This is a genomic window from Paraburkholderia lycopersici (assembly GCF_900096975.1).
In the GTDB taxonomy this organism is placed as follows: domain Bacteria; phylum Pseudomonadota; class Gammaproteobacteria; order Burkholderiales; family Burkholderiaceae; genus Paraburkholderia; species Paraburkholderia lycopersici.
Window position 1 is genome coordinate 42,137 of the sequence record NZ_FMYQ01000010.1, and the last position, 19,401, is coordinate 61,537.

Here is a 19,401-nt window from a genome sequence, read left to right on the forward strand (position 1 = left end):
GGATGAGCGCCCGCAGGCGCAATGCGCGGCTCGCGCCGGTACTCAGGCCTGGACGATGCAGCCGTCCACCGGGCACACCGCCACGCACTGCGGGCTGTCGAAGTGTCCTTCGCACTCCGTACATTTCTTCGGGTCGATCGTGAATACCCCGCCTTTCTCGCTGATGGCGACGTTCGGGCACTCGGGCTCGCATGCCGAGCAGCCGGTGCAGGTCGAGGCAATGATCTTCAGGGCCATGGGGATACTCCTTGAAATAATGGTCGGGATGACTCGGGCCCCACGGGCATGCCCGCGCGGCCCGCCTGCTCATGCAGCCGTGTCTGCGGCCGAACCCGTGAACGCGCCCTGCCGGATCGCGGCGTCGCCGCGGTCCTCGTGTACGATCGCGCCGCTGGCGATGCGGCCTCGGTAATCGTTGAACCACGCGAGCGCCGCTTTCTCGATGAACTCGCCGACGTACCGGTCCACCGGCTCGATCCCGGCCTGGGATAGCTCGTCGCGCGGACACGCGCCGATCTTCGCGACCAGCACCGCGTGGCAATCGTTGATCGCACGCACGACCGACGGCAGTTGCTCGTCGTCGCCATAGCCGCCCTGGCAGTACAGGTCCACGCGGCGGTGGCCGACAAAGATCGCTTCGGTTGCGCTCACCTCGAAGATCTGGAATTCGGGGACGTGCCCGAAATGCTCGTTCACGCGCCCGCCGCCCTTCGTTGCGACGGCGACCAGCACCTTCAGGTCGTCGGCCACGTCGAGCGCCTGTGCGGCGGCCAGCGCCTCCTGCTTCGCGGCGTGCTGCGCGTCGCGCTCGACTTCGACGCGGCGCTGATATTCGCGGCGCCGGTCGAGGTCGTACACGACTTCCATCTGCTCGATCTTGTCGAGCGTGAACTCCTCGCTGCGGTCTTCGCCGAGCAGGCCCACCGCGTCCGCGCGGCACTGCCGGCAGTGCCGCATCAGGTTCGCGCCGCCCATGCACGCGTCCTGCACGGCCTTCAGTTCCTGCGCAGTCGGGCCGCGCTGGCCGGTCAGGCCGAAGTGCGTGCCGTGCTCCGCCTCCGAAATCAGCGGCATGATGTTGTGCAGGAACGCGCCGCGCTTCTTCACCTCGCGGTTCACCTCGATCAGGTGTTCGTCGTTGATGCCCGGGATCAGCACCGAGTTGATCTTCGTGAGCACGCCGCGCGCGGTCAGCATCTCGAGACCCTGCATCTGCCGCTCGTGCAGGATGCGCGCGGCCTCGTAGCCCGTCACGCGGCGGTGGTCCCAGAATATCCACGGATAGATCTTTTCGCCGACAGCGGGATCGACCATGTTGATGGTGATAGTCACGTGGTCGATGTTGTACTGGCAGATCTCGTCGACGAGGTCCGGCAATGCGAGTCCGTTGGTGGACAGGCACAGCTTGATGTCGGGAGCCTGTTCCTGAAGCATCCGGAACGTGTCAAAGGTCTTCTTCGGATTGGCCAGCGAATCGCCGGGGCCCGCAATGCCCAGCACGGTCATCTGCGGAATCTCGCTCGCGACCGCCACCACTTTCTTCACGGCCTGTTCGGGCGTCAGCTTCTGCGACACGACGCCGGGCCGCGACTCATTCGAGCAGTCGTACTTGCGATTGCAGTAGTTGCACTGGATATTGCAGGCCGGCGCGACCGCCACATGCATGCGCGCGTAATGGTGATGCGCTTCTTCGGAATAGCACGGGTGATTCCTGACCTTTTCCCAGATCTCGGGCGGCATGTCGTCGGGGCCGCCGGACGAGCCGCAGCTCGCCTTGCCTGCGCCGCCTTCTGAACCGCAGCCGCCGCCTGCGACCGGCACTTCGATGGCCGCCCCCAAGGGCTTGATCTGCCCGATGCCGATATAGGCGGCAGCGGGCAGCGGGCTGGCATTCGGGCTATCTTGCATGGACGTCTCCTCGCAACCGGGAGTGGCTACGCGGGGGGATAAAAGCCAGATCCATGCCACGCGCTGAAACCCCTTTGCCAAGGGGGTTCAGCGGATGTGTCGTGCGATTTGTCGGGCCACGCCAACGCTCAAATCGAACACGCGCGCCGCTTTTCTGTCGCTGTTGCGACAAAGCCCACAACGGGCTCGCGCGTCGCCGCCAACTCGCGCGCGGCGAAATAGCGGAATGGGTACGGTGGGGAGATTCGGGGAGGCGCGCCACCCCGTCGCGAATGAAGCGGGGCAGCGCGTCAATGGCGTCGACAGGAACAGGGCAAGCGCCGAGAGCGGCGCCGCCGTCAGAAGCGACGGACTTCGATGCCGTACTTGTGCAGGGCGTAGCCGATTTGCCGCGGCGTGATCCTGAGCAGACGCGCTGCCTTCGCCTGAACCCAGCCGCACCGCTCCATCGCCCAGATGAGGCGCTCGCGCTCGCCTTCGGGCTTGCCGCCTTCCGCATCGGCAGGGTGGCAGGCATCGAGGGCTCCGTCCGCCAGCCGGTCGTCCTCCAGATCGTCGGGCAGCGCATACGGCGAATCGCCTTCGCGCGACCCCGCTCCGTCGTGCGCCGGCGGCGCGCCCGGAATCTCGCGAATCGGGATGTCGGCCAGACGCGCGGGGCGCACGGCATCTTCGCGTTCGATGTGATGGAGCACGCGGGTGAGGCACTGATCTTCCTGGCAAAGAAAAGCGAGACGGTCGATGACGTCGCTATGCGTCATCGTCGCCGTGCGCTCAACGCAGTTCTCCAGCTCGCGCACGTTGCCAGGCCAGTAGCAGCTCGTCAGCACGCGCATCGCGTCCGGGCTGAAGCAGAGCGAGCGTCCGTTGTCGCGATTGAAGCGATCGAGAAAATACTGCGCCATCTCCGGGATGTCCTCGCGCCGTTCGCGAAGCGGCGGCAACTGGATGCTCACGACGTTGATGCGGTAATAGAGGTCGGCGCGAAATTCGCCGTCCTTCACCATGCGTTCGAGATTGCGGTTGGTGGCGAGAATGAGTCGCACGTCGACCTTCACGGGCGCCGAGCCGCCGACGCGCTCGAACTCCCGTTCCTGCAGCACGCGTAGCAGCTTCGCCTGGAACGACGGCGAAATGTCGCCGATCTCGTCGAGAAAGAGCGTGCCGCCGTGCGCGAGTTCAAAGCGCCCCTTGCGCTGGCCCTGCGCTCCCGTGAACGCCCCCTTCTCGTGGCCGAACAGCTCGCTTTCCAGCAACGACTCCGTCAGGGCCGCGCAGTTGACCGACACGAACGCCTGATCGCTGCGCGGCGAGAGCCGGTGGATCGCCCGCGCGATCACCTCCTTGCCGGTGCCGCTTTCGCCCCGCAACAGCACGGTGGTCCGCGTCGGCGCGACCTGGTGAACCTGCTCGAAGATCCTGCGCATGGGGTCCGATACGCCCACCACCTGGTCCAGCGGCTGAAACGGCCGAATCGCCTTCTGCATGCGCCGCACCTCTTCCTGCATCCGGTCGTGCGCCGCGCTCACGCTGCGATGAAGCAGCAACGCCTGCCCCATCAGCGTCGAGACGATCTTCATCAGATCCAGATCGCCCGCGAACATCCGCGCGCCGCCGGGATTGACGCAAAATGCCGTGAGCACCCCCAGCGTGCGGCGCTCCTGGAGGATCGGCGTCGCGAGCATCGCCACGCGCGCGTCTCCAAATTCGCCGGGCTTGCCCGCACTGCCCGTGCGGTCGAGGAACACGGGCTCGTCGCGCACGTCCGGAATGACCGCGGGTATGCCGCTCTTGTACACCCGGCCAACGATGCCTTCGCCCGGATTGAACTTGATACGCCGATGCTCGTCGCTCGACAGCCCGGCGCTGCACAACCCGTGCAGCTGGCCGTCCGGTTCCGCCACCACGACGAAGGCACGCTGCCAGTCGAGCGCGTGCAACAAGTACTGCAGCGACGTCCGGAACGTCTGCGCGACGTCCAGCGACGACACCAGCGTCTTGCTCACCTCATAGACCGCGTCAAGCTCGCGACGGCCCTCGCCTGCACGTGACTTTTGCATGAATCCCTCCGTTCCTGCTATGGCCCGGTCGAGGCACCACGGCGCAACAACGCACAATTCGCGACAAAGCAAGATTCAGCCCACGCCGAAGAAGCGCCCGGGTCCATTACGGAACGAGCCGACAAAGCCGACAAACGCAACAAGCCTGCAGTGCTGTCCGGCGCGGGTAACGAACAAAGAAAACAATCGCCGGCGAAAAGTAACGATACCCGGCAAAAAATATCCGTGGCATGGATGTTGCGATTTTTCGCCCGTCTGTCCATTCGCTGCCAAGGAGCCCGCCATGCCGGATGTTCTCCGCGATCCCGAACGCCGCGTCCAGCCCGTCTATCTGGACTACGCCGCCACCACGCCCGTGGACCCGCGCGTCGCGCGGCGCATGCTGCCCTATATGACGCAGATCTTCGGTAATCCGGCGAGCCGCTCGCATGCCTACGGATGGGCCGCGGACGAAGCCGTGGAACTCGCGCGCGAGCAGGTGGCGAGCCTCGTGAACGCCGACCCGCGCGAAATCGTCTGGACATCGGGCGCCACCGAATCGAACAATCTGGCACTCAAGGGCGCCGCCCACTTCTACCGGTCGCGCGGCAACCGCCTCGTCACGCTCGCGACCGAGCACAAGGCCGTGCTCGACACGATGCGCGAGCTCGAACGCAAAGGCTTCGAGGTGACGGTGCTGCCCGTGCGGCCGAACGGTCTCGTCGACCTCGCCGCGTTCGAGGCCGCGCTCGAGCCCGGCACCGTGCTTGCCTCGGTCATGTTCGTCAACAACGAAACCGGCGTCGTGCAGGACATTGCCGCACTCGGCGCGCTGTGCCGCGCGCGCGGCGCGGGCAGCCTCGCCACCGAACAGCCGGCCTGCGCGTCCGGCCCCGGCGGCGTCCGGTAATCGACACGCGCTCACCCGAACGAGGACCCGCATGATGGAAACGCTACACCCGCCCGTGAACGCCGCACCGGACACTGCACCGGCCTTCCTGGACTTCACCGCGCGCGCCGCCGCCAAGGTCGCGTCGCTGATCGCAGAGCAAGGCAACCCGCAGCTGAAGCTCAGACTGTACGTGTCGGGCGGCGGCTGTGCGGGCTTTCAATATGGGTTTTCGTTCGACGACCAGGTCGCCGATGACGACATGCAGATCGTCACCGACGGCGTCACGCTGCTGATCGACGCGATGAGCCAGCAGTATCTGCCCGGTGCGCGAGTGGACTACGAGGACAGCCTCGAAGGCTCGCGCTTCGTGATCCAGAACCCGAACGCGCAGAGCAGTTGCGGCTGCGGCAGCTCCTTCTCCGTCTGAGGCCCGCCATGACGCTCTCCCTCACTCCCGCCGCCGCGCGGCACGTCGAAAAATCGCTGCAGAAACGCGGCAGCGGCATCGGGCTACGCGTCGCGGTCAAGACGAGCGGCTGCTCGGGCTTCGCCTACGCGCTCGAGTTCGTCGATACGCCGAATGCCGAAGACCAGTGCTACGAGACGCACGGCGTAACGATCGTCGTCGATCCGCGCAGCCTGCCGATGCTCGACGGCACCGAACTCGATTTCGTGCGCGAAGGCCTGAACGAAGGCTTCAAGTTCCACAACCCGAACGCGAAAGCCAACTGCGGCTGCGGGGAAAGCTTCGCGGTCTGAGCGCGCCTGAACTTTTCGATCCACCTGCCGAGGACACCTTGACATGGCCCTGCTGCAGATTGCCGAACCAGGCCGCGCGGCCGCCCCGCATCAACACCGGCTTGCGGCCGGCATCGACCTCGGCACGACGAATTCGCTCGTCGCCACCGTGCAGAGCGCCGTCGCCCGGGTCTTGCCGGACGCACAGGGCGCGCTGCTGTTGCCCTCCGTCGTGCGCTACCTGCCCTCGGGCGAAACGCAGGTGGGGCACGAAGCCGTGGCGCACCAGACCGACGATCCCGCCAACACCGTCGTCTCGGCGAAGCGCTTGATCGGAAGGCGCCTCGCCGATCTGCGCGAGGCCGGCGCGCTGCCCTATCGCTTCGTGGACGGGCCCGGCATGGTGAACGTGGCGACGGTCGCGGGCGAGCGCTCGCCCGTGGAAGTCTCCGCCGAAATCCTGCGCGCGCTGCGCACGCGAGCCGAAGCCTCGCTGGGCGGCGAGCTGGCGGGCGTGGTGATTACCGTGCCGGCGTACTTCGACGATGCGCAACGCCAGGCGACGAAGGACGCCGCGAGGCTCGCGGGCCTGACGGTGCTGCGCCTGATGAACGAGCCGACCGCCGCTGCCGTCGCCTACGGGCTCGACCGCGAGGCGGAGGGCACCTTCGCCGTCTACGATCTGGGCGGTGGCACGTTCGACATTTCGATCCTGCGTCTCTCGAAGGGCGTATTCGAAGTGCTCGCCACCGGCGGCGATTCGGCGCTCGGCGGAGACGACTTCGACCATGCCGTAGCGCAGTGGCTCTGCGAAGCATACGGCGTCGCGAGCCTGGCCGCGCTCGCGCCCCGGCAACAGCGCGCGCTGCTGACGGCTGCGCGCGCGGCAAAAGAAGCCCTGTCGCAAATGGAAGCGACCGATGTGTCGGTGGTGCTGCCCGATGGCGTCACGTGGCGGCGCACGCTGTCCCGCGCGGCGTTCGCGGCGCGCTGCCAGGCGCTGGTCGAGCGCACGATCGGGGCGACGCGGCGCGCGCTGCGCGACGCGAAGCTGCAGCCGGCCGATATCGCCGGGGTGGTGCTGGTCGGCGGCGCGACCCGCATGCCGCTCGCGCGTGACGCCGTGCGCACCTTGTTCGGCCGCCCGCCGCTGGCCGACATCGATCCCGATCAGGTCGTGGCGCTCGGCGCAGCGAGGCAGGCGGACGTACTGGCCGGCAACGGCAACGGCGAAGGGTGGCTGTTGCTCGACGTCTGCCCGCTGTCGCTCGGCCTCGAAACGATGGGCGGACTCGTCGAGAAGATCATTCCACGCAATTCGACGTTGCCGCTCGCCCGCGCGCAGGAATTCACCACCTTCAAGGACGGCCAGACCGCAATGTCGATACACGTCGTGCAGGGCGAGCGCGAATCGGTCGCGGACTGCCGCTCGCTCGCGCGCTTCGAATTGCACGGCATTCCGCCCGCAGTCGCCGGGGCCGCGCGCATTCGCGTGACGTTCCAGATCGACGCCGACGGGCTGCTCGCCGTCACGGCCCGGGAGCAGACGACCGGCACCGAAGCGCGCGTCGAGGTCAAGCCGTCCTATGGCCTCGGCGACACCGAGGTTGCCGCCATGCTGAAAGAGGCCATCGACACGTCGGTCGACGACATGCAGTTGCGCACGCTGCGCGAGGCGCAGATCGACGCGCGGCGTCTGCTGGACGCGACCGAAACCGCCCTCGCCGCCGACGCTGCGCTGCTGTCCGAGGCGGAGTTCGCCGCCATCCGGCGAAGCGCGTTTCGCGTGGCCGACGCGCTCGAAGTAGGCGCGGCGGCCAGCACGCTACGCGCCACGGCCGACGAGTTGTCGCGCGCGACCGAAACCTTCGCGGCGCGGCGCATGGACGCTTCCATTCGCCACGCACTCTCGGGCCGCGCGCTCGACAGCCTCGCCTGAGCGAACGACACCATGCCGAGCATCCGGATTATTCCGCACCCCGAACTGTGTCCAGACGGACGGACACTCGAAGTCGGACGTGGCGCCTCGCTCTGCGAAAGCCTGCTCGAATCTGGCATCGCCATCGAGCACGCTTGCGAGATGGTCGCCGCCTGCGCGACCTGCCACGTCTACGTGCGCGAGGGCAGCGCCTCGCTCCCGCCGCCGGACGACGAGGAAAGCGACCAGCTCGATCACGCATGGGGGCTGGAAGCGCAATCCCGCCTCGCCTGCTGCGTGAAGCTGCGCGACGCCGACCTCACCATCGAGTTGCCGAGACACACGCGCAATCTCGCCCGCGAACGCTGAGGGCGTCGCGCGCTTCGCGCCGCGCGGCCGCTTCCCCGTCAGTCATGCGCTGCTGTCCGGAACAGCACATTCGCGACACGAAGAACCGCACAACACACCCTTCATAAGCAACACGCAGCCTCCGGATAGCGCAGTCGGGGCCCGTTGCGGCCGCAATCCATGCCTGGCACAACCCTTGCAAACCTCATGATGGCAACCGGAGACCACTCACATGTTCGTCCCGATCATCAACGACACCACGCTGCGCGACGGCGAGCAGACCGCCGGCGTCGCGTTCACGCTCGAAGAAAAATGCGCGATCGCGACGGCCCTGTCGCGAGCCGGCGTGGCCGAGCTCGAAATCGGCATTCCGGCCATGGGCGAAGACGAGATCGCGTGCATCAAGGCAATCGTCGACCTGAACCTCGACGCCGGGGTGATGGTATGGGGCCGTCTGACCGACGGCGATCTGGCTGCGGCGTTGCGCTGCAATCCCGACATCGTCCATCTTTCGATTCCCGTTTCGGACATTCATCTGCAACACAAGCTGCGGCAGCCGCGCAGCTGGGTATTCGGGCAGATTGCGCGCATCGTCGCCGAGGCAGCGAAGAGCGACCGCAAGATATCCCTCGGCATGGAAGACGCCTCGCGCGCCGATCCCGCCTTCCTCGCGGAGGTGGCGCGCTGCGCGCAGCAACACGGCGCGCAGCGCGTGCGCTTTGCCGACACGCTGGGCGTGCTCGATCCGTTCTCGACCTACGAGGCCATTGCAAGGCTGCGCGACGCCGTCGACCTCGAAATCGAGATCCATGCCCACGACGACCTCGGTCTCGCCACGGCCAACACGCTGGCCGCCCTGCGCGCCGGCGCCACTCACGCGAACACCACCGTCAACGGCCTGGGCGAGCGCGCCGGCAATGCGGCCCTCGAAGAGATCGTCATGGGCGCACGGCATCTGCTGGGACGCGACACCGGCGTGGACACCACGGCGCTGCTCGGCATCTCGCGGCTGGTCGAAAGCGCATCGGGCCGCACCGTCTCGTTCAACAAGAGCATCGTGGGCAGCGGCGTCTTCACGCACGAGTCCGGCATTCATGCCGACGGGATCGCGAAGCATCCCACGACCTACGAGGGATTCGATCCCGCCGAGCTTGGGCGGCAACGATCAGTCGTCCTTGGCAAGCACTCGGGGTCGCAAAGCGTGCGGCAGGCCTACGGCGCACTCGGCGTGAGCGTGGCCGAGCGGCTCGTGCCGCTGCTGCTCGCGCGCATCCGCCACTTCGCCACCCAGAACAAGCAGGCGCCCAGCGCGAACGATCTCTACCGCTTTCTGGCCGAAGCCGGCGAGACATTCGGGGAGGTGTCGTGAGCAAACTGCGCAACATCGCCCCGGCCACCGCCGCCGCCGAAACCGCGCGCCCTGGATGGTGGTCGCTGCTGCGCGGCGACGTGCGCTGCGTGCTCGAGCGCGACCCGGCGGCGCGCAACCGGCTCGAAGCATGGACGATCTATCCCGGCGTCCATGCCATCGCTGCCTACCGTATCGCCCATTGCCTGTGGCGGCGCGGCTGGCGTTACGTGCCGCGCTGGCTGTCGTTCGCCGCGCGCATGTTCACGCACGTGGACATTCACCCCGGTGCCTCGATCGGCGAGCGCTTTTTCATCGATCACGGCGCGGGTGTCGTGATCGGCGAAACCGCCGATATTGGCAACGGCGTCACGCTCGGGGGCACCAGCTGGCATCCTGGCAAGCGGCATCCGAGGCTCGGCGACCACGTCGTGGTTGGCGCCGGCGCGAAGATTCTCGGGCCGATCACCGTCGGCCATCACGCGCGCATTGCCGCGAACTCCGTGGTCATCGATCCGGTGCCGGAAGGCGCCACCGTAGTGGGCATTCCGGGGCGCGTCATCACGCGCCGCGCAAGACCGACGCCGTATGGATTCGACCTGAACCATCACCTGATTCCCGATCCGGTCGGCAAGGCGCTCACCTGCCTGCTGGATCGCGTGGCGCAACTCGAGCAGGTCGCGCATGCCGGGCCTGGTCCGATTGCCGGCGCTTGCAGCGGCTGCGACGACCTCTGCACGCAGACCACGCGTGCTCCAACACCGCACGACTCGTCCAGTGGGGAGTAAAAGACATGCAAGGATTCATCGAGCAACTGAAATCCCTCTCGTCGGCTGAGGATTTCCTGCAGTTTTTCGGCATAGCGTTCGACCAGAAAGTGGTCAACGTTAGCCGCCTGCACATCCTCAAGCGCTTCTTCCAGTACATCCGGCAGCAGGAAACGCTGCCGCAGGACAACGAGACAGCCATGTTCACCGTCTATCACGGCCTGCTGCAGAAGGCCTACACCGATTTCGTGGTGTCCACGCCCGCGGAGGAAAAGGTGTTCAAGGTCTTCCAGGACGTGGACGGACGCCAGCACGTCTCCCTCGACAAACTGCGCGCGTCGCTGCCGGCCCGCGACGCCGCGTGATCTGGAGAACCGTCATGCACATCGTCGTCTGCATCAAGCAGGTTCCGGATTCCGCGCAGATCCGGGTCCATCCTGTCACCAACACCATCATGCGCCAGGGCGTACCGGCGATCGTCAACCCGTACGACCTGTTCTCGCTCGAAGAAGCGCTGCGGCTGAAGGACCGCTTCGGCGGCAAGGTCACGATGCTGTGCATGGGGCCGCCGCAGGCCGAGGATGCGCTGCGCAAGTGCATCAGCTACGGCGCCGACGATGCGGTGCTCGTCACCGACCGCGCATTCGCCGGCGCCGACACGCTCGCGACCTCGTACGCGCTTGCCGCCGCGATCCGGCAGATCGCGAAGGAGCAGGCCGTGGACGTCGTGTTCACTGGCAAGCAGACCATCGACGGCGATACCGCCCAGGTCGGCCCAGGCATCGCGAAGCGCATGGGCCTGCAACTGCTCACCTACGTGTCGAAGATCGTCGAGACCGACCTCGACGCGCGCACGATCGTCGTGGAACGCCGCGCCGAGGGCGGTGTGCAGGTGCTCAAGACCGCGTTGCCGTGCCTCGTGACGATGCTCGAAAACACCAACGAACTGCGCTTCGCGACGCTGCCCTCGATGATCCGCGCGGCGGGCTTCCCGGTGCACAAATGGACCCGTGAGCAGGCCGGCATCGAGGACGTGAGCAAGATCGGACTGAAGGGCTCGCCGACGGTAGTAAGCAAGGTATTCGGCCCTACGCCGCGCAGCGAGAAGGCCGAGATGCTCGAACTCGACACGTCGAGCCTGCGCGACGTGTCGCTGAACCTGCTGCAGAAGATATTCACCCGCCATCCAACCCTGGAAGCGGACCTGCTGATGAAGGGAACCTCATGAACGCGCCCACCGCCTCGGACAAGCAGCCGGCCGCGCCCGTCAGGCGCGCCGGTGGCCGCAACCTCGAACTGCCCGAACACCTGAAAGCCTATAAGGGCGTCTGGGTCTTTCTCGAACACGACCGCGGCCACGTGCACAGCGTGTCGTGGGAACTGCTCGGCGAAGCGCGCAAGCTCGCGGACACGCTCGGCAGCGACGTCGCCGTCGCGGTGCTGGGCGGCCCCGACGAGCCGCTCGGGCAGTTCGCCGCCGAGGCGTTCGGCTTCGGCGCTGACAAGGCCTACGTGATGCACGATCCGGTGCTGCTGGGCTATCGCAACGAGCCCTTCACCAAGGGGCTCACCGATCTCGTCAACAAGTATCAGCCCGAGATCCTGCTGCTCGGCGCGACCTCGATGGGCCGGGATCTCGCCGGCTCGGTGGCGACGACGCTCGCCACGGGCCTCACCGCCGACTGCACGGCGCTGAACATCGACCCGGCCTCGCGTGCACTCGCTGCCACGCGGCCGACTTTCGGCGGCTCGCTGCTGTGCACGATCATGACGCTCGCGTATCGCCCGCAGATGGCGACGGTGCGCCCGCGCGTGATGGCGATGCCCCAGGTCCAGGAGGGCCGCACGGGTGAAATCGTGCAGGAAATGCTCGGGTTGGTCGAGACCGCGATCGTCACGAAGCTGCTCGACTTCATTGCCGACGCCAACAGCAACCGCATCAACCTGCCCTATGCAGACGTGATCGTGAGCGGCGGCAAGGGGCTGAAGCATCCGGAGAACTTCCGCCTCGTGTTCGAACTCGCGCGCGTGCTGGGCGGCGAAGTCGGCGCCACGCGTCCGTGCGTGCAGGCCGGCTGGGTCGAGGCCGACCGCCAGGTCGGGCAGACCGGCAAGACCGTGCGCCCGAAACTCTATATCGCAGCGGGCATTTCCGGGGCGATCCAGCATCGCGTCGGCATGGAAAGCTCGGACGTGATCGTCGCGATCAACACCGACGCCAACGCGCCGATCTTCGATTTCGCGCACTACGGCATCGTCGGCAACGCACTCCAGGTGCTGCCGGCGCTCACGCAAGCGTTCGCGGACCACCTGGCGCTGCGCGGCAAGGCGGCCGCGTGAGGAGAAACCCATGAAAAAACCCTCGCAATTCGATGCGATCGTGGTTGGCGCCGGCCCCTCCGGCAACGCCGCGGCCTATGTGATGGCCAAGGCCGGGCTGAAGGTGCTGCAGATCGAACGCGGCGAATATCCCGGCAGCAAGAACGTGCAGGGTGCGATCCTGTACGCGAAGGCGCTCGAAGAGATCATCCCCGACTTTCGCGAAGACGCGCCGCTCGAACGCCACATCATCGAGCAGCGCATGTGGATGCTCGACGACACGTCGTTCGTCGGCACCCATGTGCGCAGCGACGACTACAACAAACCGCCGTACAACCGCTACACGATCATCCGCGCGCAGTTCGACAAGTGGTTCTCGTCGAAGGTGCGCGAAGCCGGCGCGCTGCTGATCTGCGAAACCACGGTGAATCACCTCATCATGGACGGTGACCAGGTGGTCGGAGTGCAATGCGACCGCGAGCAGGGCGACGTCTATGCAGACGTGGTGATCCTCGCGGACGGCGTGAACTCCACGCTTGCACGCAAGGCGGGTTTTCACGGCGAAATCCAGGCCCGCAACGTCGCGCTGGCGGTTAAGGAGATTCTTTTCATGCCCGAAGAGACGATTCGCCAGCGCTTTAACATCGGCGAAGAGGAAGGCGTGGTGATCGAGATGGTCGGGCGCATCACCGACGGGATGATGGGCACCGGTTTCCTCTACACCAACAAGGAATCGCTGACTATCGGCGTGGGTTGCATGCTGAGCGACTTCAAGAAAAACCCGAACCGCACGAGCCCCTATGTGCTGCTCGAACAGATGAAGCATCACCCTTCCATCGCCCCCCTGATCGCCGGTGGCGAGATGAAGGAGTACTGCGCCCACCTGATCCCCGAGGGCGGCTTCAACGCGATTCCACAGGTATACGGCAACGGCTGGATGATCGTGGGCGACTCGGGCGGCTTCGTCAACGCCGCACATCGCGAAGGCTCCAATCTCGCGATGACTACCGGGCGCCTCGCCGCCGAAACCGTGATCTCCGCGAAAGCGGCTGGCCGAGGGTACCGCGCGACCGCGCTTTCGCCATACAAGGCCGCGCTGGACGGCAGCTTCGTCATGAAGGATCTTCACAAGTACCGCGACATGCCAGACATCCTGCACCGCAATCCGCAGTTCTTTACGACCTATCCGGATCTTCTCGCGAACGCGGCCCGCACCATGATCACCGTGGACGGCATCGACAAGAAGACCAAGAAACGCGAGGTCATGTCGAGCTTTCGCAGGAGCCGCTCGCTGAGCGGCCTCGTCGGCGACGCATACAAACTTTGGAGGGCATTTCGATGAGCATGGTTTCCGTCAACGTCGAGGAAAAGCTGTTCCAGAACCGCTACCGGGTCGACGCGGGGAGGCCTCACATCCGCATCAGGAACGCCGACGTCTGCACCAACGACTGCCGCGAGAAGAGCTGCACGTTCGTGTGCCCCGCATCGTGCTACAAGGTCGAGGGCAACGGTTCGGTCACGCTGATCACCGATGGCTGCCTCGAATGCGGCAGTTGCCGCATCCTGTGCACGGATCACGACAACATCGAATGGGAATACCCGCGCGGCGGGCACGGCATCCTGTTCAAGTTCGGCTAGGGGAACGACCATGAGCAAACCGCAACGGCACGTCTTCGTGTGCACCCAGAACCGCTCGCCGCAGCACCCGCGCGGCTCCTGCGGAGGCGGCAAGGGATCGGCCGCCCTCCTCCAGGCTTTCTGGGCCGAGCAGCAAAAGCGCAACGCGTACGAAACGGTCGCGATCACTTATTCGGGCTGCCTCGGCCCCTGCGACCAGGGAGCCAATGTGGTGGTCTATCCGGAAGCCGTACTGTACCGCGGCGTGACGCCCGACAACGTCGCGGAGATCTTTACTTCCCATCTCGAAGGAGGCGAGCCGGTCGCGCGCCTCGTCGCGCCGGAGGCGGTGTGGTGAATCTCCTTACCGGCGTGGAGTCGGCGGATCTGTTCGGCGGCGAGGCTCCCGCCGGCCTGCAACACCTGATCGATGCAGCGCGCGGCACCCCGCGCGCCGAAGCCGGCGCCGCGCTGTGGACGGCCGTGCTCATCGCGCCACAAAGCCTGCCGCTCTATTACCTGCTCTACAAATTCCATGCGTCCCGGGGCGAGCTGGGACAGGCGCACGAAGTTGCCCGCAAGGCGCTGGCCGTTGCCGCCCGGCAGGCCTCGATCGATCTCGACTGGCGATCCGTGCAGCCGGGCGACGCCGACTTCATGACAACCGGTCCTGCCCGGTTCTGGCTGTTCACATTGAAGGCGCTCGCATTCATCAGCGTGCGGCAAGGCGAACGCGCGATCGCCCTGGAGCTCGTGAACAAGCTGCGCACGATCGATACAGGCGACCGGATTGGCTTTGGTGTCGTCGAAGCATTGCTCGCGCAGTCTCAATCACAAAAATGAATACGGCAATTCCCTCACCGTGCCCGAAGCCCAGCCGACGAGCAGAGTCCCACTCCATGAACCCGCAACTGGTGGCGTCGCCGCTGTCGATCGGGCGCTATGGGTACTGGCTGTACTGGCCGAAGGCGACGGCGGAATGTCGCTGAGCGAGATCGCGCACGCTACGGGTCTATATAAGAGCACTATCCTTCGTTTGCTCGCCTCTCTCGGCTGCGCAAATCTCGTTGCCCGGGGTCCGGACGGAAGATACGTCGTGGGTCCGGCCATAGCAAGACTGCATGCGACGTACATGCGGTCCTTTCCACATGCGGACCGCATCGTAGCGGCGTTGCACGAACTTGCCAAAACTACCCAGGAGAGTGCGGCGTTCTATGTCCGCCAGGGCGTGTCTCGACTTTGCCTGCATCGCATTGCCTCTATCCATGCTGTGAGGGACAGCATAGAAAAGGGCGATCTGCGTCCGCTGGGCGCGGGCGCGGCCGGGCGCGTGCTGCAAGCCTATGCACACCTCGGCGACCCGGCTCTCGGACGTCAGATCCGCCGTGAACAGGTTATCCTGCTCACCGGCGACTACGACGCTGAGTTGTCGGAAATCTCGGCCCCCGTGTTCGGGCCGGTGGGCGAAGTGCTCGGAGCGATTACCCTGATCTCGCCATCGGAACGCGTGCAGCACGTATGGGTTACTCCAGTCTGGGAAACAGCACGAGCACTCAGCTTCGAGCTAGGCGGACAATTTCCCGCACCGGCTGAGGTTTAACACGGGAACAATGGTTCGGCGGTGATCTACTCCACAGGCGCTAATGGCGTTCGCGGCAGGGCACTCTGGCAACCCGACGAGCTGCAGTTTTACGTCGAAACCTGGCGTTTAATCCAATCACAAGAATAATTATTATTCGGTGCCCGAATGCATAATGATTGGTGACCTTACCCCGCTGAAGTATCCCACCATAAACTCTCCCTCGGCCATGGTCGCTGGGACCCGGCTTGAGCCCCTGCTTTGGCGCGGTCTCCTGGAGGGCCGAATCTGGTCTTCGAAAGAAAGGATGAACTGCGGCGTCCGATGACGGTCGTCAAGGTTGCGGGCAAGACAAACTCTTCTACTCCTTCAACCTTGACGATCACGTCCCGCAAACGCATCTGTTGCGCGACATTGATCGGTACTTCGAGCTCCACGGCTTATGCGAGCATTTGACGCCTCACTACAGTCATACGGGGCGTCCTTCCATAGATCCGGAACTCATGATTCGCATGCTGCTTGTGGATTACTGCTTCGGTATCCGATCGGAGCGTCGTCTTTGCGAAGAGGTTCATCTCAACCTTGCACATCGTTGGTTCTGTCGGCTCGGACTTGAAGACTCAGTGCCGAATCACTCGACGTTCTCCAGGAACCGACATGGGTGCTTTCGCGACAGCGAGGCTTTGCGGCACGTCTTTGAATCCATTTTACGTCGCCGCATGAGTGACGGACTCGTTGAAGGCGAGGGATTCGCCGTGGACGCCAGCGTGGTTAAGGCCGACGCGAATCGCGCGCGGCGTGCATGGAGAAGAAGTGACTGACTGGCGCAAAGGCGATGGTCCGAGCCGTGCGGTTCGCAAGTATCTCGTTGCGTTCGAGAAAGCCAATCCCAATCCAGTTTCACCTGAAGACGCAGATCGGCACTCGCGCCGACAACGGAAGAACGTGGAAATGCTGTTCGCGCACTTGAAGCGAATCTTGAAACTTGCTCGATTGCGATTGCGCGGACCCAGCGGTGCGCACGACGAATTTCTGTTGGCCGCAACAGCGCAGAATCTGCGGCGAGTGGCGAAGCGGTAGGCGCCGACGAGTCAGAACGCGGTGAAAACGATCGCTTGAGGGACGTCGGGGCGGCCGATCGTCTCCCGAAAACTCTATCGCAACTGCCGCACCAGAGAGTTGCGAACTCGAGCCGCCAAAAACATCCATGCCAAAAAGCGAGCTTTTCAACAGAATCGTCAGTGAGGACTCGTTCGACGTTATTGCTCAAAACCGGGCGTATTACGAGGAAGGAAAAGATAGAACCCAGACACGCCAAAGCGCTCGCCTCCCCTAATTCCGTCACCTCTTGTGCGTTACAGAAGCGACAAGCCGCATCCCCGACGCGTGACACGTTGATCCTCCTACTCAGCGTGACACGCAGTATGCGCGGCATTGTCAAATTGACGGAGATGGGGTGTGCCATTCCACGGCGATAAGGCTTCCTTCCTAATTAGCCACGATGTTATCCACACCTGTCCAGCACTGCCAGACGAACAGACGCGCTTGAAGTGCTGCGCGATGGGAGGCGGCCTTTATCCGGCGAAGTGCTGACGGATTGGACCACAACGCGAGAGAAACGCCTGAGTGCGCCGCGGGTCGCGAAAACCCTGCATCTGGCGCTCACGACGACGCGTGGGCTGATGACTGTTCTCGGTGCGACTGTTGACCCGGGTCGCTGCCGTTACGAATGCGTGCTTCAAGCCGGCCAGTTTGGGCAGCTCTGCCTTTGCCGCCGGATAGCTGCAGTTGATCGGTAACGATCTTCCGAGGCACTGCGTGCGAACGCAGCACCCGCCTGAAAAAACGTTTGGCTGCGGCCTTGTCGCAGCACTTTTGTAGCAGTACATCCAGCTCGGTGACGTGTTCGTCCACCGCCCGCCACAGCGCGTACGGCTCGCCGCGCAGCTTCACGAACATCTCGTCGAGATGCCAGGTGGAACCCCGCTTGGTGCGTGCCGCCTTCGCGCGCCGCGCAAGCTGCGCGCCGAACCGCTCTCACCAGTTGCGTACCCTCGTAGCTGACCGCCTCGCCGCGCTCAAGCAGCAACTCCTCGACCTCCCGCAGGCTCAGGTTAAAGCGGTAGCGCCCCCCAACTTGACATTGCCTTTGCAACGGCCTGGACGCGGCTGGCAATCAGCCTTGGCCGGTTACCTATAAAAAAAAGCCTAAGAGCACGACGCAATATAGCATTCTCAATTTTTTTTGTGCCGGTTCTACTTGCCGCACGTCGCAGCCCCATGTGGAGGTCTCACCGGGCACAGCGCATACAAAGAGGATTTGGACAACGCGAGGACAAATGAAAACACTCAATCGAAGGGAATTTTTGGGCTGCAGTGCTGCACTGTTAGCATCGGCGGCCTGTTCGGTGACGGCGACAGCATACGCTCAGTCGGGGTCGACGCTCGACGCGATTCGCAAGTCGCAGGTACTCAAGATCGGAGCAGTCGCCGACGGCGAGCCGAATTTTCACAAGGACCACACGACGGGCGAATGGAGTGGGATCTACATCGATTTCGCGAAACGTCTCGCGTCGTCCATGAATGTCCAGCTTCGGCTTTACGAAACCACTTGGGGCAATGCGATTCTCGATCTGCAGTCCGCGAAGATTGACCTTTTTCTCGGCCTGAATCCGACACCACAACGCATGGCCGTGATCGACTTCACCGATCCGCTCTACGACAACGCCTATAGCCTGATTGCCAACAAGAGCTTTACCGGGCGCACGTGGGGCGACCTGAACCAGTCGGGTGTCACGATTGCGGTTGACGTCGGCTCGTCATACGACAACCTCGTGACGAGCCTCTGCCCGAAGGCGAAGATCCTCCGATTTGAAACGTCGAACGCCGCCACGCTGGCCGTGCAGACGCGCCGCGCCGACGTGCAGCCACTCGTTATCACGCTCGCTGCCGGTACCATCAAAAAAAATCCCGATATCGGCAAGCTGGTGATTCCACAACCCGTGAAGCTCACTTCGTCGTGCGCGGGCGTTCGCAAAGAGCCGGACAAGGCATGGCTGAATTATTTGAACGCATGGCTTAAGACTATGCATCAGAGCGACACGGTCAAAAACATCGTCTTCTCCAACATGGATCGACTGATGGGCGTGAAGCCGGCGGAAATTCCGGCAGTCGTCCAGTTTTAGGCAGCAACCCGGGAGTCATCGTGTACCACTGGAATTTCGATTTTCTGTATTCGTTCAAGTCTCTGCTGCTTGCAGGGACATGGTTTACCGTCAAATACACGGTGCTATGTGTAGCGCTCGGGTTGGCGATCGGACTGGTTTCGGCATTGGCACGTCTTACGGGAAAGCGGTTCCTGACGATCCCGATGAATATCTATGTCGAAGTCTTCCGCTGTACGCCCGTGCTGGTTCAACTGATCTGGTTTTATTACGCACTGCCCGTACTCGTCGGCGTGGATATCTCCGCCGAGCTGGCATCGGTGCTCGCCCTGTCGTTGTATGGCGGAGCATTCTATTCGGAGATTATTCGCGGCGGGATACTGTCGATCGAACCTGGACAAACCGAAGCTGGCCAGGCATTGGGTATGCGTGCGTTGCAGATCATGCGGCGAATCGTGCTGCCACAGGCATTCCGTCGCATGACCGCTCCGCTGATGAACCAGTCGATCATGCAATTAAAGAACACTTCGCTCCTATCGGTTCTCGCCGTACCTGATCTGGTCTATCAGGGGCAGTCCATTGCGCACGAAACGTATCGCCCGCTCGAATCATACACAGTAATAGCGCTCATTTATCTGGCGGTACTTCTGCCTGCCACGATGCTCTCGCGCAATATCGAGCGACGCGCCGCCGCGCGGTAATTATCCCAGTTCTCACCGATGCCGATGCACGTTGCCTGAATTCGGGCAACTGCCGCATCGGCA

20 protein-coding genes and 3 pseudogenes are annotated in these 19,401 nt (G+C 64.2%); 19 read left to right on the top strand and 4 right to left on the bottom strand.

The window, feature by feature from the left end; all coding sequences use genetic code 11:
- Positions 1-42: 42 nt before the first annotated feature.
- The 3 genes from BLU17_RS12935 to nifA form a co-directional block, all read right to left on the bottom strand.
- Positions 43-237, bottom strand: a complete 195-nt coding sequence (locus tag BLU17_RS12935) for a 4Fe-4S binding protein (RefSeq protein ID WP_091997131.1) — start codon at positions 235-237, stop codon at positions 43-45.
- Between the two features lie 69 nt (positions 238-306).
- The gene (gene nifB, locus BLU17_RS12940; RefSeq protein ID WP_091997132.1) at positions 307-1,908 is read right to left on the bottom strand and encodes a nitrogenase cofactor biosynthesis protein NifB; all 1,602 of its coding nucleotides are present in this window, start codon (positions 1,906-1,908) and stop codon (positions 307-309) included.
- Between the two features lie 338 nt (positions 1,909-2,246).
- The gene (gene nifA / locus BLU17_RS12945; RefSeq protein WP_091997133.1) at positions 2,247-3,968 is read right to left on the bottom strand and encodes a nif-specific transcriptional activator NifA; all 1,722 of its coding nucleotides are present in this window, start codon (positions 3,966-3,968) and stop codon (positions 2,247-2,249) included.
- A 283-nt stretch (positions 3,969-4,251) separates the two neighbouring features.
- Between nifA and BLU17_RS12950 the strand changes: the two are divergent.
- From BLU17_RS12950 to BLU17_RS34395, 17 genes and pseudogenes are all read left to right on the top strand, one after another.
- Positions 4,252-4,797, top strand: a pseudogene (locus BLU17_RS12950) (aminotransferase class V-fold PLP-dependent enzyme); the annotation flags it as partial.
- A gap of 94 nt (positions 4,798-4,891) precedes the next feature.
- Complete coding sequence (gene erpA, locus BLU17_RS12955) at positions 4,892-5,266, top strand: iron-sulfur cluster insertion protein ErpA (protein ID WP_091997302.1); 375 nt, start codon at positions 4,892-4,894, stop codon at positions 5,264-5,266.
- A gap of 8 nt (positions 5,267-5,274) precedes the next feature.
- On the top strand, positions 5,275-5,598 hold the full coding sequence (gene iscA / locus BLU17_RS12960) for an iron-sulfur cluster assembly protein IscA (RefSeq protein WP_091997134.1): 324 nt from the start codon (positions 5,275-5,277) through the stop codon (positions 5,596-5,598).
- Positions 5,599-5,641: 43 nt separating this feature from the next.
- Positions 5,642-7,516, top strand: a complete 1,875-nt coding sequence (hscA, locus tag BLU17_RS12965; RefSeq protein WP_091997135.1) for a Fe-S protein assembly chaperone HscA — start codon at positions 5,642-5,644, stop codon at positions 7,514-7,516.
- Between the two features lie 12 nt (positions 7,517-7,528).
- A complete protein-coding gene (locus BLU17_RS12970) occupies positions 7,529-7,864 on the top strand; it encodes a 2Fe-2S iron-sulfur cluster-binding protein (protein WP_091997136.1) in 336 nt (111 codons plus the stop codon).
- A gap of 211 nt (positions 7,865-8,075) precedes the next feature.
- On the top strand, positions 8,076-9,212 hold the full coding sequence (gene nifV, locus BLU17_RS12975; RefSeq protein WP_091997137.1) for a homocitrate synthase: 1,137 nt from the start codon (positions 8,076-8,078) through the stop codon (positions 9,210-9,212).
- Positions 9,209-9,979: a serine O-acetyltransferase EpsC gene (gene epsC / locus BLU17_RS12980; RefSeq protein ID WP_176929063.1), complete on the top strand. Its 771-nt coding sequence runs from the start codon at positions 9,209-9,211 to the stop codon at positions 9,977-9,979. The genes nifV and epsC overlap by 4 nt, the downstream gene beginning before the upstream one ends.
- Before the next feature lie 5 nt (positions 9,980-9,984).
- Positions 9,985-10,323 (top strand): nitrogenase stabilizing/protective protein NifW, encoded by a 339-nt coding sequence (gene nifW / locus BLU17_RS12985; protein WP_091997138.1) that lies wholly within the window; start codon positions 9,985-9,987, stop codon positions 10,321-10,323.
- 14 nt (positions 10,324-10,337) lie between these two features.
- Entirely contained in the window at positions 10,338-11,186 is an 849-nt protein-coding gene (locus BLU17_RS12990; protein ID WP_091997139.1) for an electron transfer flavoprotein subunit beta/FixA family protein, read from the top strand.
- Positions 11,183-12,298 (top strand): electron transfer flavoprotein subunit alpha/FixB family protein, encoded by a 1,116-nt coding sequence (locus tag BLU17_RS12995; protein WP_091997140.1) that lies wholly within the window; start codon positions 11,183-11,185, stop codon positions 12,296-12,298. The genes BLU17_RS12990 and BLU17_RS12995 overlap by 4 nt, the downstream gene beginning before the upstream one ends.
- A 10-nt stretch (positions 12,299-12,308) precedes the next feature.
- Positions 12,309-13,619 (top strand): FAD-dependent monooxygenase, encoded by a 1,311-nt coding sequence (locus tag BLU17_RS13000; protein ID WP_091997141.1) that lies wholly within the window; start codon positions 12,309-12,311, stop codon positions 13,617-13,619.
- The gene (locus BLU17_RS13005) at positions 13,616-13,915 is read left to right on the top strand and encodes a ferredoxin family protein (protein ID WP_091997142.1); all 300 of its coding nucleotides are present in this window, start codon (positions 13,616-13,618) and stop codon (positions 13,913-13,915) included. Before BLU17_RS13000 ends, BLU17_RS13005 begins: the two co-directional genes overlap by 4 nt.
- A 10-nt stretch (positions 13,916-13,925) precedes the next feature.
- Positions 13,926-14,252, top strand: a complete 327-nt coding sequence (locus BLU17_RS13010; RefSeq protein WP_091997143.1) for a (2Fe-2S) ferredoxin domain-containing protein — start codon at positions 13,926-13,928, stop codon at positions 14,250-14,252.
- Positions 14,249-14,737 (top strand): hypothetical protein, encoded by a 489-nt coding sequence (locus BLU17_RS13015; RefSeq protein ID WP_091997306.1) that lies wholly within the window; start codon positions 14,249-14,251, stop codon positions 14,735-14,737. Before BLU17_RS13010 ends, BLU17_RS13015 begins: the two co-directional genes overlap by 4 nt.
- Positions 14,694-15,494 carry an IclR family transcriptional regulator gene (locus tag BLU17_RS13020; protein WP_245746836.1) on the top strand — a complete coding sequence of 267 codons (801 nt, stop codon included), beginning with the start codon at positions 14,694-14,696 and terminating at the stop codon, positions 15,492-15,494. Before BLU17_RS13015 ends, BLU17_RS13020 begins: the two co-directional genes overlap by 44 nt.
- A 323-nt stretch (positions 15,495-15,817) precedes the next feature.
- Positions 15,818-16,355, top strand: a pseudogene (locus BLU17_RS13025) (transposase); the annotation flags it as partial.
- Positions 16,356-16,424: 69 nt separating this feature from the next.
- Complete coding sequence (locus BLU17_RS34395; protein WP_425434089.1) at positions 16,425-16,553, top strand: hypothetical protein; 129 nt, start codon at positions 16,425-16,427, stop codon at positions 16,551-16,553.
- 408 nt (positions 16,554-16,961) lie between these two features.
- Here BLU17_RS34395 and BLU17_RS13030 read toward each other — a convergent pair.
- Positions 16,962-17,649 (bottom strand): annotated as a pseudogene (locus BLU17_RS13030) (IS6 family transposase).
- A 163-nt stretch (positions 17,650-17,812) separates the two neighbouring features.
- Here BLU17_RS13030 and BLU17_RS13035 point away from each other — a divergent pair.
- Both BLU17_RS13035 and BLU17_RS13040 read left to right on the top strand, forming a co-directional pair.
- Positions 17,813-18,658: a transporter substrate-binding domain-containing protein gene (locus BLU17_RS13035; RefSeq protein WP_091997145.1), complete on the top strand. Its 846-nt coding sequence runs from the start codon at positions 17,813-17,815 to the stop codon at positions 18,656-18,658.
- A gap of 20 nt (positions 18,659-18,678) precedes the next feature.
- A complete protein-coding gene (locus tag BLU17_RS13040; RefSeq protein WP_091997146.1) occupies positions 18,679-19,338 on the top strand; it encodes an amino acid ABC transporter permease in 660 nt (219 codons plus the stop codon).
- Positions 19,339-19,401 lie beyond the last annotated feature (63 nt).

Excerpts from the sequence above, each read along its gene's own strand:
- BLU17_RS12935 (WP_091997131.1), bottom strand. The coding sequence starts at position 237 with ATGGCCCTGAAGATCATTGCCTCGACCTGCACCGGCTGCTCGGCATGC.
- nifB (WP_091997132.1), bottom strand. The coding sequence starts at position 1,908 with ATGCAAGATAGCCCGAATGCCAGCCCGCTGCCCGCTGCCGCCTATATC.
- nifA (WP_091997133.1), bottom strand. The coding sequence starts at position 3,968 with ATGCAAAAGTCACGTGCAGGCGAGGGCCGTCGCGAGCTTGACGCGGTC.
- erpA (WP_091997302.1), top strand. The coding sequence starts at position 4,892 with ATGGAAACGCTACACCCGCCCGTGAACGCCGCACCGGACACTGCACCG.
- iscA (WP_091997134.1), top strand. The coding sequence starts at position 5,275 with ATGACGCTCTCCCTCACTCCCGCCGCCGCGCGGCACGTCGAAAAATCG.
- hscA (WP_091997135.1), top strand. The coding sequence starts at position 5,642 with ATGGCCCTGCTGCAGATTGCCGAACCAGGCCGCGCGGCCGCCCCGCAT.
- BLU17_RS12970 (WP_091997136.1), top strand. The coding sequence starts at position 7,529 with ATGCCGAGCATCCGGATTATTCCGCACCCCGAACTGTGTCCAGACGGA.
- nifV (WP_091997137.1), top strand. The coding sequence starts at position 8,076 with ATGTTCGTCCCGATCATCAACGACACCACGCTGCGCGACGGCGAGCAG.
- nifW (WP_091997138.1), top strand. The coding sequence starts at position 9,985 with ATGCAAGGATTCATCGAGCAACTGAAATCCCTCTCGTCGGCTGAGGAT.
- BLU17_RS12990 (WP_091997139.1), top strand. The coding sequence starts at position 10,338 with ATGCACATCGTCGTCTGCATCAAGCAGGTTCCGGATTCCGCGCAGATC.
- BLU17_RS12995 (WP_091997140.1), top strand. The coding sequence starts at position 11,183 with ATGAACGCGCCCACCGCCTCGGACAAGCAGCCGGCCGCGCCCGTCAGG.
- BLU17_RS13000 (WP_091997141.1), top strand. The coding sequence starts at position 12,309 with ATGAAAAAACCCTCGCAATTCGATGCGATCGTGGTTGGCGCCGGCCCC.
- BLU17_RS13005 (WP_091997142.1), top strand. The coding sequence starts at position 13,616 with ATGAGCATGGTTTCCGTCAACGTCGAGGAAAAGCTGTTCCAGAACCGC.
- BLU17_RS13010 (WP_091997143.1), top strand. The coding sequence starts at position 13,926 with ATGAGCAAACCGCAACGGCACGTCTTCGTGTGCACCCAGAACCGCTCG.
- BLU17_RS34395 (WP_425434089.1), top strand. The coding sequence starts at position 16,425 with ATGCTGTTCGCGCACTTGAAGCGAATCTTGAAACTTGCTCGATTGCGA.
- BLU17_RS13035 (WP_091997145.1), top strand. The coding sequence starts at position 17,813 with ATGAAAACACTCAATCGAAGGGAATTTTTGGGCTGCAGTGCTGCACTG.